This window comes from Streptomyces sp. A2-16 (assembly GCF_018128905.1).
GTDB lineage: Bacteria > Actinomycetota > Actinomycetes > Streptomycetales > Streptomycetaceae > Streptomyces.
Genome location: NZ_CP063808.1, coordinates 8,549,460 through 8,565,009 on the forward strand (window position 1 = coordinate 8,549,460; position 15,550 = coordinate 8,565,009).

The following is a 15,550-nucleotide window of genomic DNA, read 5'->3' on the forward strand; positions in this document are numbered from 1 at the left end:
ACTGGGTGAGGGGACCGCGGGACATGGATCAGGCACCCGAGCTGACGAGCGCGGCGGACCCCGCGTCGGAGGCCTGGAAGGCCAACGAGGAGGCCCACCGGGCCCTCGTGGACGAGCTGCGGGCCAAACTCGCCGCCGCAAGGCTGGGCGGCGGGGAGAGGGCGCGCGAGCGGCACACCGCGCGCGGGAAGCTGTTGCCGAGGGACCGGGTCGACACACTCCTCGACCCCGGCTCGCCCTTCCTGGAGCTGGCCCCGCTCGCCGCCGACGGGATGTACGACGGACAGGCCCCGGCCGCCGGCGTCATCGCCGGGATCGGGCGGGTGAGCGGGCGCGAGTGCGTCGTCGTCGCCAACGACGCCACCGTCAAGGGCGGCACCTACTACCCGATGACGGTGAAGAAGCACCTGCGCGCGCAGGAGGTCGCCCTCGACAACCGGCTGCCCTGCGTCTACCTCGTGGACTCCGGCGGCGCCTTCCTGCCCATGCAGGACGAGGTCTTCCCGGACCGCGAGCACTTCGGGCGCATCTTCTACAACCAGGCCAGGATGTCGGGCGCGGGCATTCCGCAGATCGCGGCGGTCCTCGGGTCCTGCACGGCCGGGGGCGCCTACGTCCCCGCCATGAGCGACGAGGCCGTCATCGTCCGCAACCAGGGCACGATCTTCCTCGGCGGGCCCCCGCTCGTGAAGGCCGCCACCGGCGAGGTCGTCACCGCGGAGGAGCTCGGCGGCGGCGAGGTGCACTCGCGGATCTCGGGCGTCACCGACCACCTCGCCGAGGACGACGCGCACGCGCTGAGGATCGTCCGGAACATCGCCGCGACCCTGCCCGCGCGCGGGCCGCTGCCCTGGTCCGTCGAGGCCGCCGTGGAGCCCAAGGTCGACCCCCACGGCCTCTACGGCGCGGTCCCCACCGACTCCCGCACCCCCTACGACGTCCGCGAGATCATCGCGCGCATCACGGACGGCTCCCGGTTCGCCGAGTTCAAGGCCGAGTTCGGGCAGACCCTCGTCACCGGCTTCGCCCGGATCCACGGGCACCCGGTCGGGATCGTCGCCAACAACGGCATCCTGTTCTCCGAATCGGCCCAGAAGGGCGCCCACTTCATCGAGCTGTGCGACCAGCGCGGCATCCCGCTGCTGTTCCTGCAGAACATCTCCGGCTTCATGGTCGGCAAGGACTACGAGGCCGGCGGCATCGCCAAGCACGGCGCCAAGATGGTGACCGCGGTCGCCTGCACGCGCGTGCCCAAGCTGACCGTGGTCGTCGGCGGTTCCTACGGCGCCGGGAACTACTCCATGTGCGGCCGGGCCTACTCCCCCCGCTTCCTGTGGATGTGGCCCAACGCCAAGATCTCCGTCATGGGCGGCGAACAGGCCGCCTCGGTCCTCGCGACCGTCAAGCGGGACCAGTTGGAGTCCCGCGGGGAGGACTGGGCCGCCGAGGACGAAGAGGCCTTCAAGGACCCGATCCGCGCCCAGTACGACCGCCAGGGCAACGCCTACTACGCCACCGCCCGCCTCTGGGACGACGGGGTCATCGACCCGCTCGACACCCGGCAGGTGCTGGGACTCGCCCTGACCGCATGCGCCAACGCGCCGCTGGGCGACCCCCAGTTCGGCGTCTTCCGGATGTGAGGACCCATGTTTGACACAGTGCTTGTCGCCAACCGGGGCGAGATCGCGGTCCGCGTCATCCGCACCCTGCGCGCGCTCGGTGTGCGCTCGGTGGCCGTCTTCTCCGACGCGGACGCCGACGCGCGGCACGTCCGGGAGGCGGACACCGCGGTACGTCTCGGACCGGCGCCGGCCTCGGAGAGCTATCTGTCCGTCGAGCGGCTCCTGGAGGCCGCCGCCCGCACCGGAGCCCAGGCCGTCCACCCCGGCTACGGCTTCCTCGCCGAGAACGCGGCCTTCGCGCGCGCGTGCGCCGACGCCGGGCTCGTCTTCATCGGGCCCCCCGCGGACGCGATCGCCCTCATGGGCGACAAGATCCGCGCCAAGGAGACCGTCGAGGCGGCCGGAGTGCCGGTCGTGCCCGGCGGCCGGGACCCCGAACTCGCCGAGGCCGCACGCACGTTGGGCGCGCCGGTGCTGCTCAAGCCCAGCGCGGGCGGCGGCGGCAAGGGCATGCGGCTGGTCCGGGACCTGACCGTCCTGGAGGAGGAGATCGCCGCCGCCCGCCGCGAGGCCCGTGCCTCCTTCGGCGACGACACGCTGCTCGTGGAGCGGTGGGTCGACCGGCCCCGGCACATCGAGATCCAGGTCCTCGCCGACGGCCACGGCCAGGTGATCCACCTCGGCGAGCGCGAGTGCTCGCTCCAGCGACGCCACCAGAAGATCATCGAGGAGGCGCCCAGCGTCCTCCTCGACGAGGGCACGCGCGCCTCGATGGGCCGGGCCGCGGTCGAGGCGGCCCGCTCCTGCGGCTACCGGGGCGCGGGCACGGTGGAGTTCATCGTGCCGGGCGACGACCCGTCCTCGTACTACTTCATGGAGATGAACACCCGCCTCCAGGTGGAGCACCCGGTCACCGAGCTCGTCACCGGCCTGGACCTGGTGGAGTGGCAGCTGCGGGTCGCGGCGGGCGAGCGGCTGCCGTACGGGCAGGAGGACGTCCGGCTGACCGGGCACGCCGTCGAGGCCCGCGTCTGCGCGGAGGACCCCGCGCGCGGCTTCCTTCCGTCCGGCGGCACGGTGTTGAAGCTGCGCGAGCCCCAGGGCGACGGCGTCCGCACCGACTCCGGGCTCAGCGAGGGCACGGAGGTCGGCAGCCTGTACGACCCGATGCTGTCCAAGGTCATCGCCTACGGCCCGGACCGGGAGACCGCGCTCAGGAAGCTCAGGGCGGCCCTCGCGGAGACGGTGACGCTGGGCGTGCAGACCAACGCGGGGTTCCTGCGGCGGCTGCTGGCCCATCCGGACGTGGTGAAGGGCGAGTTGGACACCGGGCTCGTGGAGCGGGTGGTGGACGACCTGGTCTCCACCGACGTGCCGGAGGAGGTGTACGAGGCGGCGGCGGCCGTACGGCTCGCACAGCTGCGGCCCGAGGGCGGCGGGTGGACGGACCCGTTCTCGGTGCCGAGCGGCTGGCGGATGGGGGGCACCCCGAAGCCCGTCGGCTTCCACCTGCGGGTGCAGGACCCCGTCGAGCACGTCCCGCGCGGCGCCCACACCGTCACCGAGGACCAGGTCTCGGTCACCCTCGACGGTGTCCGTCACACCTTCCACCGGGCCGGCGACTGGGTCGGCCGGGACGGCGACGCCTGGCAGGTGCGGGACCACGACCCGGTGGCCGCGTCCCTCACCGGGTCCGCCCACGCAGGCGCCGACTCGCTCACCGCCCCCATGCCCGGCACGGTGACCGTCGTGAAGGTGGCCGTCGGGGACGAGGTCGCCGCGGGACAGAGTCTGCTCGTCGTCGAGGCGATGAAGATGGAGCACGTCATCTCCGCCCCGCACGCCGGCACGGTCGCCGAGCTGGACGTCACCCCGGGCACGACGGTCGCCATGGACCAGGTGCTCGCGGTCATCACCCCGGTGGAGGAGGAGAAATGACACTCCCCATGGTCGTACCTGAGGCAGGGCTCCCGGCCCGCGTCCGCATCCACGAGGTCGGCGCCCGCGACGGACTGCAGAACGAGAAGTCGACCGTGCCGACGGAGGTCAAGGCGGAGTTCGTCCGACGCCTCGCCGAGGCCGGACTGACGACCATCGAGGCGACGAGCTTCGTCCACCCGAAGTGGGTGCCCCAACTCGCCGACGCGGAGCAGCTGTTCCCGCAGGTGAGCGACGTCCCGGCCGACCTCCCGGTGCTGGTGCCGAACGAACGCGGCCTGGACCGCGCCCTCGCGCTGGGCGCCACCCGCGTCGCCGTGTTCGCCAGCGCCACCGAGTCCTTCGCCAAGGCCAACCTCAACCGCACGGTCGACGAGGCGCTGGCGATGTTCGAGCCGGTGGTCGGCCGGGCCAAGGCCGAGGGTGTGCACGTCCGCGGCTACCTGTCGATGTGCTTCGGCGACCCCTGGGAGGGCGCGGTCCCGGTCCCGCAGGTCGTCAAGGTCTGCCGCGCCCTGCTCGACATGGGCTGCGACGAGCTGAGCCTCGGCGACACCATCGGGGTGGCGACACCGGGGCACGTACGGGCGCTGCTCACCGAACTCGACGTCCCCGTGGAGAAGGTGGGCGTGCACTTCCACGACACCTACGGCCAGGCCCTCGCCAACACCTACGCCGCCCTCCAGCACGGCGTCACCACCGTGGACGCCTCCGCGGGCGGCCTCGGCGGCTGCCCGTACGCCAAGTCCGCCACCGGCAACCTCGCCACCGAGGACCTCGTGTGGATGCTTCAGGGCCTCGGCATCGACACCGGTGTCGACCTCGACCGTCTCGTCGCCACCAGCGTCTGGATGGCCGAACACCTGGGCCGACCCAGCCCGTCCCGCACCGTCCGCGCCCTCTCCCACCAGGAGTGAACCCCCGATGGACCACCGCCTCTCCCCCGAGCTGGAAGAACTCCGCCGTACGGTCGAGGAGTTCGCCCATGACGTAGTGGCGCCGAAGATCGGCGAGTACTACGAGCACCACGAGTTCCCGTACGAGATCGTCCGCGAGATGGGCCGCATGGGCCTGTTCGGGTTGCCGTTCCCCGAGGAGTACGGCGGTATGGGCGGCGACTACCTGGCCCTCGGCCTCGTGCTGGAGGAACTCGCGCGCGTGGACTCCTCGGTGGCGATCACCCTGGAGGCCGGCGTCTCCCTGGGCGCCATGCCGATCCACCTCTTCGGCACCGAGGAGCAGAAGCGCGAGTGGCTGCCCCGGCTGTGCTCGGGGGAGATCCTGGGCGCCTTCGGGCTGACCGAGCCGGACGGCGGCAGCGACGCGGGAGCCACGCGTACGACGGCCCGCCTCGACCCCGACACCGACGAGTGGGTGATCAACGGCACCAAGTGCTTCATCACCAACTCCGGCACCGACATCACGGGATTGGTCACCGTCACCGCGGTCACCGGCCGCAAGCCCGACGGCAAGCCCCTGATCTCCTCGATCATCGTCCCCTCGGGCACCCCGGGCTTCGGAGTCGCGGCGCCGTACTCGAAGGTCGGCTGGAACGCCTCCGACACCCGCGAGCTGTCCTTCTCCGACGTGCGGGTCCCGGCGGCGAACCTGCTGGGCGAACAGGGCCGCGGCTACGCCCAGTTCCTGCGCATCCTCGACGAGGGCCGGATCGCCATCGCGGCGCTCGCGACCGGACTCGCGCAGGGCTGTGTGGACGAGTCGGTGAAGTACGCGAAGGAGCGGCAGGCGTTCGGGCGGCCCATCGGCGCCAACCAGGCGATCCAGTTCAAGATCGCCGACATGGAGATGAAGGCCCACACCGCGCGCCTTGCCTGGCGGGACGCGGCCTCGCGGCTGGTCACCGGCGAGCCCTTCAAGAAGGAGGCGGCCCTCGCCAAGCTGTACTCCTCCACGGTCGCCGTGGACAACGCCCGTGACGCCACCCAGATCCACGGCGGCTACGGCTTCATGAACGAGTACCCGGTCGCCCGCATGTGGCGCGACTCCAAGATCCTGGAGATCGGCGAGGGCACGAGCGAGGTGCAACGGATGCTGATCGCACGGGAGTTGGGCCTGGTGGGTTAAGCCGCAGCTCACAGAGCACCCACAGCTCGGACGGGGCGGCGCCCCACCCTCTGGACATTCACTGAGGTTAGGCTAACCTACATTGAACTTGTCCGGCGGGCGCTCCGCCCCGTTCGAAAGCAGCCACACATGTCCAACGCAAGAGCCGCCCACCTCACCCGCCGTGGCATCCTCGCCGCGGGCGGCGCACTCGGCCTCGGCGCCGTGCTCGCGGCCTGCGGTGACGACGACTCCAGCAACGAGGGCTCTGGCAAGGGGACCACGGCCGCCAAGTCCGGGGCGTGGACCTTCAAGGACGACCGCGGCACGACCGTGAAGCTCGACAAGGTCCCCACGAAGATCGTCGCCTTCGTCGGCGTCGCCGCCGCGCTCCACGACTACGGCATCGAGGTCAAGGGTGTCTTCGGGCCCACCAAGACCAAGGACGGCAAGGCCGACGTCCAGGCCGGCGACATGGACGTCAGCAAGCTGACGGTCTTCGGCAACGTCTGGGACCAGTTCAACGTCGAGGAGTACGCGGCCTTCGCGCCCGAGGTCCTCATCACCACGACCTTCGACAGCGCCGGCACCCTCTGGTACGTTCCCGCGGCCTCGGCGTCCAAGATCGCCAAGCTGGCGCCCAGCGTGGCCGTGTCCGTGTACGACCGTCAGATCACCACGCCGCTCCAGAAGGTGTGGGAGCTGGCCGAGTCGCTCGGCGCGGACATGACGGCGGCGAAGGTCACCGACGCGAAGAAGCGGTTCGAGTCGGCGTCGGAGCGGCTGCGTGCCGCCGCCAAGGCCCACCCCGACATCAAGGTGCTCGCCGGGTCCGCGGCGCAGGACGTCTTCTACGTCTCCGGCTCCAACCTCTCCGTCGACCTCGAGTACTTCAAGGCGCTCGGCGTGAACTTCGTGGAGCCCCCGGCGTCCGTGCTCAAGGCGTCCGGCGGCTGGTACGAGTCGCTGAGCTGGGAGAACGTCGACAAGTACAAGGCCGACATCATCATGATGGACGACCGCACGGCGACGATCCAGCCGGCCGACATCACCGAGGCGACCTGGAAGAAGCTGCCCGCGGTGAAGGCGGGACAGGTCATCGCGCGTTCCCCCGAGCCGATTCTGTCGTACGACAAGTGCGTGGCCATGGTGGAGAACCTGGCGAAGGCGATCGAGACCGCGAAGAAGGTCAGCTGACCCCCCTGCACCTTCCTGAACGTCAGGAGACTCGCATGACTACGGCCGTGGCCGCCCCGTTCCGCTTCTTCTCCCTCCAGGTGGCACGGACGAGGCGGCTCGGCCCGTCTCTCGTCCGGGTCAGCTTCACCGGGGAGGACCTCCAGCACTTCTTCTCCCACGGACACGACCAGTCGCTGTCCCTGTTCCTCCCCGCCGAGGGGCGGACCGAGCCGGGGGTTCCCGTCGAGCTGGGGGACGGGTGGTGGCAGGCCTGGCGGGAGACACCGGAGGCGGAGCGGGCCGTGATGCGCTCGTACACCCTGCGAGGTCTCCGCCGCGATCCCGACGAGATCGACATCGACTTCGTGCTGCACGAGCCCGCCGGGCCCGCCTCCCGGTGGGCCGCGCGGGCCTGCGCGGGCGACCGGGTCCAGTTGCTGGGTCCCGCCGTCGCCGACAACCGGGCCATCCGGTTCCGGCCCCCCACGGACACCGACCTCGTGGTGCTCTGGGGGGACGAGACCGCCCTCCCCGCCGTCTCCGCGATCCTCGAGGCCCTCCCCGCCGGACAGCGCGCCCGCGTGTGGCTGGAGGTGCACGACGCCGGGGACATCCAGGACCTGGCGACCGAGGCGGACGCCGAGATCACCTGGCTCGTCGCCGAGAAGGACGGTGCCGAGTGCTCCCCCATGGCGCTCGGCGCCCTCCGGGACACCCCGCTCCCGCCCGCCGAACGGCCGTACGTCTGGATCGCCGGCGAGTCCGGGTGCGTGAAGGAGCTGCGCCGGCACTTCGTGCGGGAGCGGGGGGTCGACCGGCGCCGGGTGACCTTCGTGGGGTACTGGCGGCAGGGGATGACCGAGGAGCAGTTGCGCGCGGCCGAGTGACTCCCGCAGACGTGACTTCGGTCACGGGCAGGGCGGGTTTCCGCGCAACTTAATTAGGTTAGGCTTACCTAAGTTGAAGCCGGGATCTCCCCGCTCCTGCCTTGTCCCGCACGGACTGTCCCCACCGGAGGGCCCCACATGCGCTCGCACCTGCTCAATGACACGACCGCGGAGAGCTACCGGCGCTCCGTGACCGAAGGAATCGAGCGGGTGGCGGCCAAACTCGCCACCACCACAAGGCCGTTCACCGGCGTCACCGTCGACGCACTCACTCCCCGCATCGACGAGATCGACCTCGACAAGCCCCTGCTGGACACGACGGCGGTGCTCGACGAGCTGGAGGACGTCTACCTCCGCGACGCGGTCTACTTCCACCACCCCCGCTACCTCGCCCACCTCAACTGCCCGGTCGTCATCCCTGCCGTGCTCGGCGAGGCCATCCTCTCCGCCGTCAACTCCTCCCTGGACACCTGGGACCAGTCCGCCGGCGGCACCCTCATCGAACGCAAGCTGATCGACTGGACGACCGCCCGCATCGGCCTGGGTCCCGTCGCGGACGGCGTGTTCACCTCGGGCGGGACGCAGTCCAACCTCCAGGCGCTGCTGCTGGCCCGCGAGGAGGCGAAGGCCGAGTCCTTCGCCGACCTGCGTGTCTTCGCCTCCGAGGTCAGCCACTTCAGCGTCAGGAAGTCGGCCAAACTCCTTGGCCTGAGCGCCGATTCGGTGGTGTCCGTCCCCGTCGACCACGACAAGCGGATGCAGACCGTCGCCCTCGCCCGGGAGCTGGAGCGCTGCCGCCGCGACGGCCTGGTCCCGATGGCCGTCGTCGCCACCGCCGGCACCACCGACTTCGGCTCCATCGACCCCCTGCCCGAGATCGCCGAGCTGTGCGAGCAGTACGACACCTGGATGCACGTCGACGCCGCCTACGGCTGCGGACTGCTCGCCTCGGTCAGGCACCGGGACCGCATCGACGGCATCGAGCGCGCCGACTCGGTCACCGTGGACTACCACAAGTCCTTCTTCCAGCCGGTGAGTTCGTCCGCCGTGCTGGTCCGCGACGCGGCCACGCTGCGGCACGCCACCTACCACGCGGAGTACCTCAACCCGCGCCGCATGGTGCAGGAACGTATCCCCAACCAGGTGGACAAGTCCCTCCAGACCACCCGCCGCTTCGACGCGCTCAAGCTGTGGATGACCCTGCGCGTGATGGGCGCCGACGGCATCGGCCAGCTCTTCGACGAGGTCTGCGACCTGGCCGCCGAGGGCTGGAAGCTGCTCGCCGCCGACCCGCGCTTCGACGTCGTCGTGGAGCCCTCGCTGTCCACGCTCGTCTTCCGCTACATCCCGGCCTCCGTCACCGATCCCGCGGAGATCGACCGCGCCAACCTGTACGCCCGCAAGGCACTGTTCGCCTCCGGGGACGCCGTGGTCGCGGGCACGAAGGTCCAGGGCCGCCACTACCTGAAGTTCACCCTGCTCAACCCCGAGACGACGGTCGAGGACATGTCCGTCGTCCTCGACCTCATCGCCGGCCACGCCGAGCAGTACCTGGGAGAGTCCCTTGACCGCGCGTCCTGACAACCCGTCCACCGTCCACGACTTCGTGGGGATCGGCCTGGGCCCGTTCAACCTGGGCCTCGCCTGTCTCACCGAGCCCATCGACGAACTCGACGGGATCTTCCTGGAGTCGAAGCCCGACTTCGAATGGCACGCCGGCATGTTCCTGGACGGCGCCCACCTCCAGACCCCGTTCATGTCGGACCTGGTCACCCTCGCCGACCCGACCTCGCCGTACTCCTTCCTCAACTACCTGAAGGAGAAAGGGCGGCTGTACTCGTTCTACATCCGCGAGAACTTCTATCCGCTGCGGGTGGAGTACGACGACTACTGCCGCTGGGCCGCGAACAAGCTGAGCAGCATCCGCTTCGGCACCACGGTCACCGAGGTGACGTACGAGGACGAGGACGAGGTCTACGTCGTGAGGACCACGGCCGGTGCGGAGTTCCGCGCCCGCCACCTGGTCCTCGGCACCGGCACCCCGCCGTACGTGCCGGAGGCCTGCAAGGGCCTGGACGGCGACTTCATCCACAACTCCCGCTACGTGCAGCACCGTTCGGAGCTCGTGAAGAAGGAGTCGATCACCCTGGTCGGCTCGGGGCAGTCCGCCGCCGAGATCTACCACGACCTCCTCGGCGAGATCGACGTCCACGGCTACCGGCTGAACTGGGTCACCCGGTCACCGCGCTTCTTCCCCCTCGAATACACCAAGCTCACCCTGGAGATGACCTCCCCGGAGTACATCGACTACTACCGCGAGCTGCCCGAGGCCACCCGCTACCGGCTCACCGCCGAGCAGAAGGGCCTGTTCAAGGGGATCGACGGCGACCTCATCAACGAGATCTTCGACCTGCTCTACCGGAAGAACCTCGGCGGCCCGGTCCCCACCCGGCTGCTCACCAACTCCTCGCTCAACAGCGCGCGGTACGAGAACGGCACGTACACGCTCGCCTTCCGCCAGGAGGAGCAGGAGAAGGACTTCGAGATCGAGTCGCAGGGCCTGGTCCTGGCGACCGGCTACAAGTACGCCGAGCCGAAGTTCCTGGCGCCGGTCAAGGACCGCCTGGTGTACGACTCCCAGGGCAACTTCGACGTGTCCCGCACCTACGCGATCGACGTGACGGGCAGAGGCGTCTTCCTGCAGAACGCCGGCGTCCACACCCACAGCATCACCAGCCCCGACCTGGGCATGGGTGCCTACCGCAACAGCTGCATCATCCGCGAGCTGCTCGGCACCGAGTACTACCCGGTCGAGAAGACGATCGCGTTCCAGGAGTTCTCCGTATGACCTTCACCTTCCGCCCCCTCGACCCGCTGAAGGACGCCGAGTTGCTGCACGGGTGGGTCACCCACCCCAAGGCCGCGTTCTGGATGATGCAGGACGCGAATCCGGAGGACGTCGAGCGCGCCTACCTGGACATCGCGGCCGACGAGCACCATCACGCGCTGCTCGGCCTCACCGAGGACGGCGTCCCCGCCTTCCTGATGGAGAAGTACGACCCCGCCCACCGCGAGCTGGTCGGGCTGTACGAGCCGCGGCCGGGGGACGTCGGCATGCACTTCCTGACCCCGGCGACCGACCGGCCCGTGCACGGGTTCACCCGGTCCGTCATCACCGCCGTGATGGCCCACCTCTTCGAGGACCCGGCCGTCCGGCGGGTGGTCGTGGAGCCGGACGTCTCCAACAAGGCCGTCCACGCCCTCAACGAGGCGGTCGGGTTCGTGCCCGAGCGTGAGATCCAGAAGCCGGAGAAAAGGGCCCTGTTGAGCTTCTGCACACGGGAACGCTTCTTTGAGATTCAACACGGCGTGGCCGCGACGGGGGTGTCCGCATGAGCCTCGCCGACGCCGTGTCCCACCTCTCCCCCGAGCGCTGGGAGACGGCCAACCGCCATCTGGTCCGCAAGGGTCTCGCCGAGTTCGCGCACGAGCGGCTGATCGAACCCGAGGAGACGGACAAGGACCAGTACGTCGTCCGCAGCGACGACGGCAAGACCCGCTACGACTTCACCGCCGTACGCCGCTCCCTCGACCACTGGCAGGTCGACGCCGACTCCATCACCCGGCACCGCGACGGCACCGAACTCCCCCTCGCCGCGCTGGACTTCTTCATCGAGCTGAAGCAGACCCTGGGCCTGAGCGACGAGATCCTGCCGGTCTACCTGGAGGAGATCTCCTCCACCCTCTCGGGCACCTGCTACAAGCTCGCCAAGCCGCAGATCCCGGTCGCCGAACTCGCCAGGAGCTCCTTCCAGGACATCGAGACCGGCATGACCGAGGGCCACCCCTGCTTCGTCGCCAACAACGGCCGGCTCGGTTTCGGCATCCACGAGTACCTCTCGTACGCCCCCGAGGCCGCGAACCCGGTCCGCCTGGTCTGGCTCGCCGCGCACCGCTCCCGCGCCGCGTTCACGGCCGGGGTCGGCATCGAGTACGAGTCCTTCGTACGGCAGGAGCTGGGCGAGGAGAACGTCGAGCGGTTCCACGGCGTCCTGCGCGCCAAGGGCCTCGACCCGGCCGACTACCTCCTCATCCCGGTCCACCCCTGGCAGTGGTGGAACAAGCTCGCCGTCACCTTCGCCGCCGAGGTCGCCCGCGAGCTGCTGGTCTGTCTGGGCGAGGGCGACGACGAGTACCTGGCCCAGCAGTCCATCCGGACCTTCTTCAACCGCTCGCACCCCGAGAAGCACTACGTGAAGACGGCCCTGTCCGTCCTCAACATGGGCTTCATGCGCGGACTCTCGGCCGCGTACATGGAGGCGACCCCGGCCATCAACGACTGGCTCGCCGGACTCATCGACGGCGACCCGGTGCTCAAGTCCACCGGTCTGTCGATCATCCGCGAGCGGGCCGCCGTGGGCTACCGGCACCTGGAGTACGAGCAGGCGACGGACCGCTACTCGCCGTACCGCAAGATGCTGGCCGCACTGTGGCGCGAGAGCCCGGTCCCCTCCCTCCAGGACGGTGAGTCGCTCGCGACGATGGCCTCGCTGGTCCATGTCGACCACGAGGGCCGCTCCTTCGCGGGCGCCCTCGTCGAGCGGTCGGGACTCACCTCGACGGACTGGCTGCGCCGCTATCTGCGCGCCTACTACACCCCGCTCCTGCACAGCTTCTACGCCTACGACCTGGTGTTCATGCCGCACGGCGAGAACGTCGTCCTGGTGCTGAAGGACGGCGTGGTCGAGCGGGCGGTCTACAAGGACATCGCCGAGGAGATCGCCGTCATGGACCCGGAGGCGGTACTGCCGCCCACGGTCGAGCGGCTGCGCGTCGAGGTCCCCGACGACAAGAAGCTGCTGTCGATCTTCACGGACGTCTTCGACTGCTTCTTCCGCTTCCTCGCCGCGAACCTCGCCGCCGAGGGAATCCTGGAGGAGGAGGACTTCTGGCGCACGGTCGCCGAGGTCACCCGCGACTACCAGCAGTCGGTGCCCGAACTGGCCGACAAGTTCGCGCAGTACGACATGTTCGCGCCCGAATTCGCGCTCTCCTGCCTCAACCGCCTCCAGCTGCGCAACAACAGGCAGATGGTGGACCTGGCGGATCCGTCGGGCGCACTCCAGCTGGTCGGCACGCTGCGCAACCCCATCGCGGGTCTGTAGCACGGCCCGACCACCAGGCGGGGCCCGAAAGTACGGTCCTTTCGGGCCCCGCCCATTTCCGGCTCTTCTCGTGCCTCTTGAGCACACGGCGTGCACAGCATCGTCATAGTGAGTGCCACTACGGTCCCCATCCTGCCGGGACCGCGCTCCTTGGGGGAGACGAGACGATGATGTCCGAGCACACGCCACAGCGGGTCCTGCACGAGTCGGCGACCGCGATCCCCGCGGAGGACGTCGCGGCCGTCCACACCTACGCGGGCGCGTTCTGCGGCAGGCCGGCCGCGGCGGCGGACCTCGCGGCGGCGGTGCTGGACGGACAGCGGGAACCCGCCGCGCGCCACACCCTCCTGGCCGACGTACGGCGGACGGCCTTCGGGTGGCTGCGGGACGACCGCGCCGGACTCCTGCGCCCCGCCTTCCGGGAGTGGGCGCGGCAGGCGGGCGAGACCTTCGGCACGGCGGACACGCTGCGGCGGGTGGAGCACCACGCGCTGCTGCTGCGGGCGTTCGCGGAGCTGGCCGACCAGTCGCGGGCCGCGCTGTGGCTGTGCCTCGCGGAAGGTGAACCGGACAGCGCCGCCCGGGTGCTGAACACCTCGCGGGACTTCGCCGCCTCGATGGCCGAGACGGCCCGCTCCCGGCTCGCGGACACCTTCCTGCGGCTGCGCACCGAGCACACGGCCGACGCCCGCTGTGTGCACTACGGCGGCATGCTGGGCGCGATCGCCCGCGGTACCCATCGCGAGACCCCGGCCGATCTCGAACAGCACCTGGATGCATGCGAGTTCTGCACCCACGACATCGCGCTGCTGCGCACGCTCACGTCAGGGGGCACGCGGGAGTTACGGCCCCTGCTCGTCGACCAGCTCCTGGTGTGGGGCGGCCCTGCCTACCGTGCGGCGCGGCCCGGCCGGTCCGACGGGGCGGTTCCGGCGCCCTCGGAGAGAGCCGAGCGGGCCAAGCGGGGCTCGTGGGCCGCGGTGGCCTCGCGGGTCACGGCAGGACGCGGGACGGGGACGGCGACGGAGCCGCCGGCAGCCGCGGCCCCGTCAGCGGAACCGGCCGGCGCGCCCCGGACCTCCCTCGCGGCTCCCCCGCCCGGCACCGCGCCCACGCACACCGCCCCCGCCGTACCGGCGCCACGCCGTCCCGTGCTCGCTCTGGTCCTCGCCGTCCTGGTCACGGCCGTCGCCACCGCCGTGACGCTGAACCTGCTGTCCGACACCGGGACCGGAGCCGCCGTGGATTCCTACGGTCCGCCGCCCGCCGGTCCCCCGCGCTCCCCGGCCGCCTCGCCCTCGGCCTCCCCCCGGCAGGCGGGAACCGTGCTCGCGACCGTCGCCCTGAAGAGCGCGGCCGGGGCCGGGAGTTGTGTCGGTGCCGCCGCCGGTGGCTCCCCGGCGCCGGCCGCCTGCGACGCGGGCACGACTCAGCGGTGGCGGGTCGTCGACATCGGGAGCGGGGCCGTGGCCCTCCAGCACGTGGCGTCGACGTTCTGTCTGGACATCGCCGGCTACCGGGCCGTGGGCGACCCCATGCAGCTGCGGCCGTGCGCCTACGCGCAGGGAGACTCCGCCCCCTACCCGGAGGACCAGGCGTTCCTCCTGGAGACCCGGCAGGACAGGACCTTCGCACTGGTCTGCCAGGACAACCCCGCCATCGCCTTGGGAATCACCGGCGGCGAGCTGCGCATGCTGTCGGCCAAGGCGGCCGGGAGCGCGATCCGCTTCGTCCTGGACGACGCCCTGGCCGGGGCGCTGGCCAACTGAGCCCCGAATGCCAGAATTTCCCCATGGCGGAAATCCTCCAGAAGGACGGCACATGGGTCTTCGACGGCGACGCTCTGCGGCTGACCCCCGGAAGAGACAAGAACGTCGGACTGCTCCGCAAGACCCTGGGCGAACTCGTCGTACCGTTGGGCGCGTTGGCGGGCATCTCGTTTGAACAGGGCCGGAAGACGGGCCGGTTGAGGCTGCGGCTGCGCGACGGCGCCGACCCGCTGCTGCACGCGACCGGCGGCCGGCTGACCGAGCCGCACGACCCCTACCAGCTGACCGTCGAGTCGGACCGCTACGGCGTCGCCGAGTACTTCGTGGACGAGGTGCGCAACGCGCTGCTTCTCGACCAGGTCCCGACCGCCCCCGTGGACGGGTATCTGCTCCCGGGCCCGGCCGTGCCTCTCGCGGTGTCCGCCGGGGACGGCACCGCCGGCTTCGACGGCGAGCACATCCGTCTGGAGTGGAACTGGAAGACGGAGGACGCCAAGGCCTCGGCAGGCCCCCGCACCCTCGCCCTGACCGACGTCGTCGCCGTGGAGTGGCAGCCCGCGGCCGGCCTGGAGAACGGCCACCTGCGCTTCACCGTGCGGCACGCCCCGACCAAGGCCCCGCCGAAGTACGACCCCAACGCGGTGGAGCTGTGGGGCTTCAAGAAGGACCCGCTGATGGCGCTGGTCGCGGCGGCGGTCCAGGCCAGGCTTCCGCACCCGGCCCGGGCCGCCGCCGTCGACGTACCCGCGAAGAAGGAGCTGCGACCGGAAACGCCTTCTTCTCCGGTCGCCTCCGCCGAGGACGGCCACGACGCCCTCCTGCGCCGACTGCGCGAGCTCGGCGAGCTGCACCGCACGGGTGTCCTGACGGACGAGGAGTTCACGATGGCCAAGCAGGCGATCCTCAAGCGGATGTGACAGCCCCTG

The 15,550-nt window shown here is 70.6% G+C and carries 12 protein-coding genes; all 12 read left to right on the forward strand.

Annotated elements, in window-relative coordinates; genetic code table 11:
* Window positions 1–23 precede the first annotated feature (23 nt).
* Window positions 24–1,640, forward strand: a complete 1,617-nt coding sequence (locus IOD14_RS38325; RefSeq protein ID WP_123989397.1) for a carboxyl transferase domain-containing protein — start codon at window positions 24–26, stop codon at window positions 1,638–1,640.
* Between the two features lie 6 nt (window positions 1,641–1,646).
* Complete coding sequence (locus IOD14_RS38330; protein ID WP_212672718.1) at window positions 1,647–3,560, forward strand: biotin carboxylase N-terminal domain-containing protein; 1,914 nt, start codon at window positions 1,647–1,649, stop codon at window positions 3,558–3,560.
* A complete protein-coding gene (locus tag IOD14_RS38335) occupies window positions 3,557–4,477 on the forward strand; it encodes a hydroxymethylglutaryl-CoA lyase (RefSeq protein WP_123989399.1) in 921 nt (306 codons plus the stop codon). The genes IOD14_RS38330 and IOD14_RS38335 overlap by 4 nt, the downstream gene beginning before the upstream one ends.
* A 7-nt stretch (window positions 4,478–4,484) precedes the next feature.
* Window positions 4,485–5,645, forward strand: a complete 1,161-nt coding sequence (locus IOD14_RS38340; RefSeq protein WP_212672719.1) for an acyl-CoA dehydrogenase family protein — start codon at window positions 4,485–4,487, stop codon at window positions 5,643–5,645.
* 129 nt (window positions 5,646–5,774) lie between these two features.
* Window positions 5,775–6,821 (forward strand): ABC transporter substrate-binding protein, encoded by a 1,047-nt coding sequence (locus tag IOD14_RS38345; protein ID WP_123989401.1) that lies wholly within the window; start codon window positions 5,775–5,777, stop codon window positions 6,819–6,821.
* 35 nt (window positions 6,822–6,856) lie between these two features.
* Window positions 6,857–7,690 (forward strand): siderophore-interacting protein, encoded by an 834-nt coding sequence (locus IOD14_RS38350; RefSeq protein WP_212672720.1) that lies wholly within the window; start codon window positions 6,857–6,859, stop codon window positions 7,688–7,690.
* Between the two features lie 138 nt (window positions 7,691–7,828).
* A complete protein-coding gene (desA, locus tag IOD14_RS38355) occupies window positions 7,829–9,271 on the forward strand; it encodes a lysine decarboxylase DesA (RefSeq protein ID WP_123989403.1) in 1,443 nt (480 codons plus the stop codon).
* Window positions 9,255–10,538: a lysine N(6)-hydroxylase/L-ornithine N(5)-oxygenase family protein gene (locus IOD14_RS38360; RefSeq protein WP_212672721.1), complete on the forward strand. Its 1,284-nt coding sequence runs from the start codon at window positions 9,255–9,257 to the stop codon at window positions 10,536–10,538. Before desA ends, IOD14_RS38360 begins: the two co-directional genes overlap by 17 nt.
* Window positions 10,535–11,086 (forward strand): GNAT family N-acetyltransferase, encoded by a 552-nt coding sequence (locus IOD14_RS38365; RefSeq protein ID WP_212672722.1) that lies wholly within the window; start codon window positions 10,535–10,537, stop codon window positions 11,084–11,086. Before IOD14_RS38360 ends, IOD14_RS38365 begins: the two co-directional genes overlap by 4 nt.
* The gene (locus IOD14_RS38370) at window positions 11,083–12,855 is read left to right on the forward strand and encodes an IucA/IucC family siderophore biosynthesis protein (protein ID WP_212672723.1); all 1,773 of its coding nucleotides are present in this window, start codon (window positions 11,083–11,085) and stop codon (window positions 12,853–12,855) included. The genes IOD14_RS38365 and IOD14_RS38370 overlap by 4 nt, the downstream gene beginning before the upstream one ends.
* A gap of 167 nt (window positions 12,856–13,022) precedes the next feature.
* Window positions 13,023–14,624, forward strand: coding sequence for an RICIN domain-containing protein (locus tag IOD14_RS38375; protein ID WP_212672724.1), 1,602 nt, complete (start codon window positions 13,023–13,025; stop codon window positions 14,622–14,624).
* 23 nt (window positions 14,625–14,647) lie between these two features.
* Window positions 14,648–15,541 carry a DUF4429 domain-containing protein gene (locus IOD14_RS38380; protein WP_123989408.1) on the forward strand — a complete coding sequence of 298 codons (894 nt, stop codon included), beginning with the start codon at window positions 14,648–14,650 and terminating at the stop codon, window positions 15,539–15,541.
* Window positions 15,542–15,550: the final 9 nt, after the last annotated feature.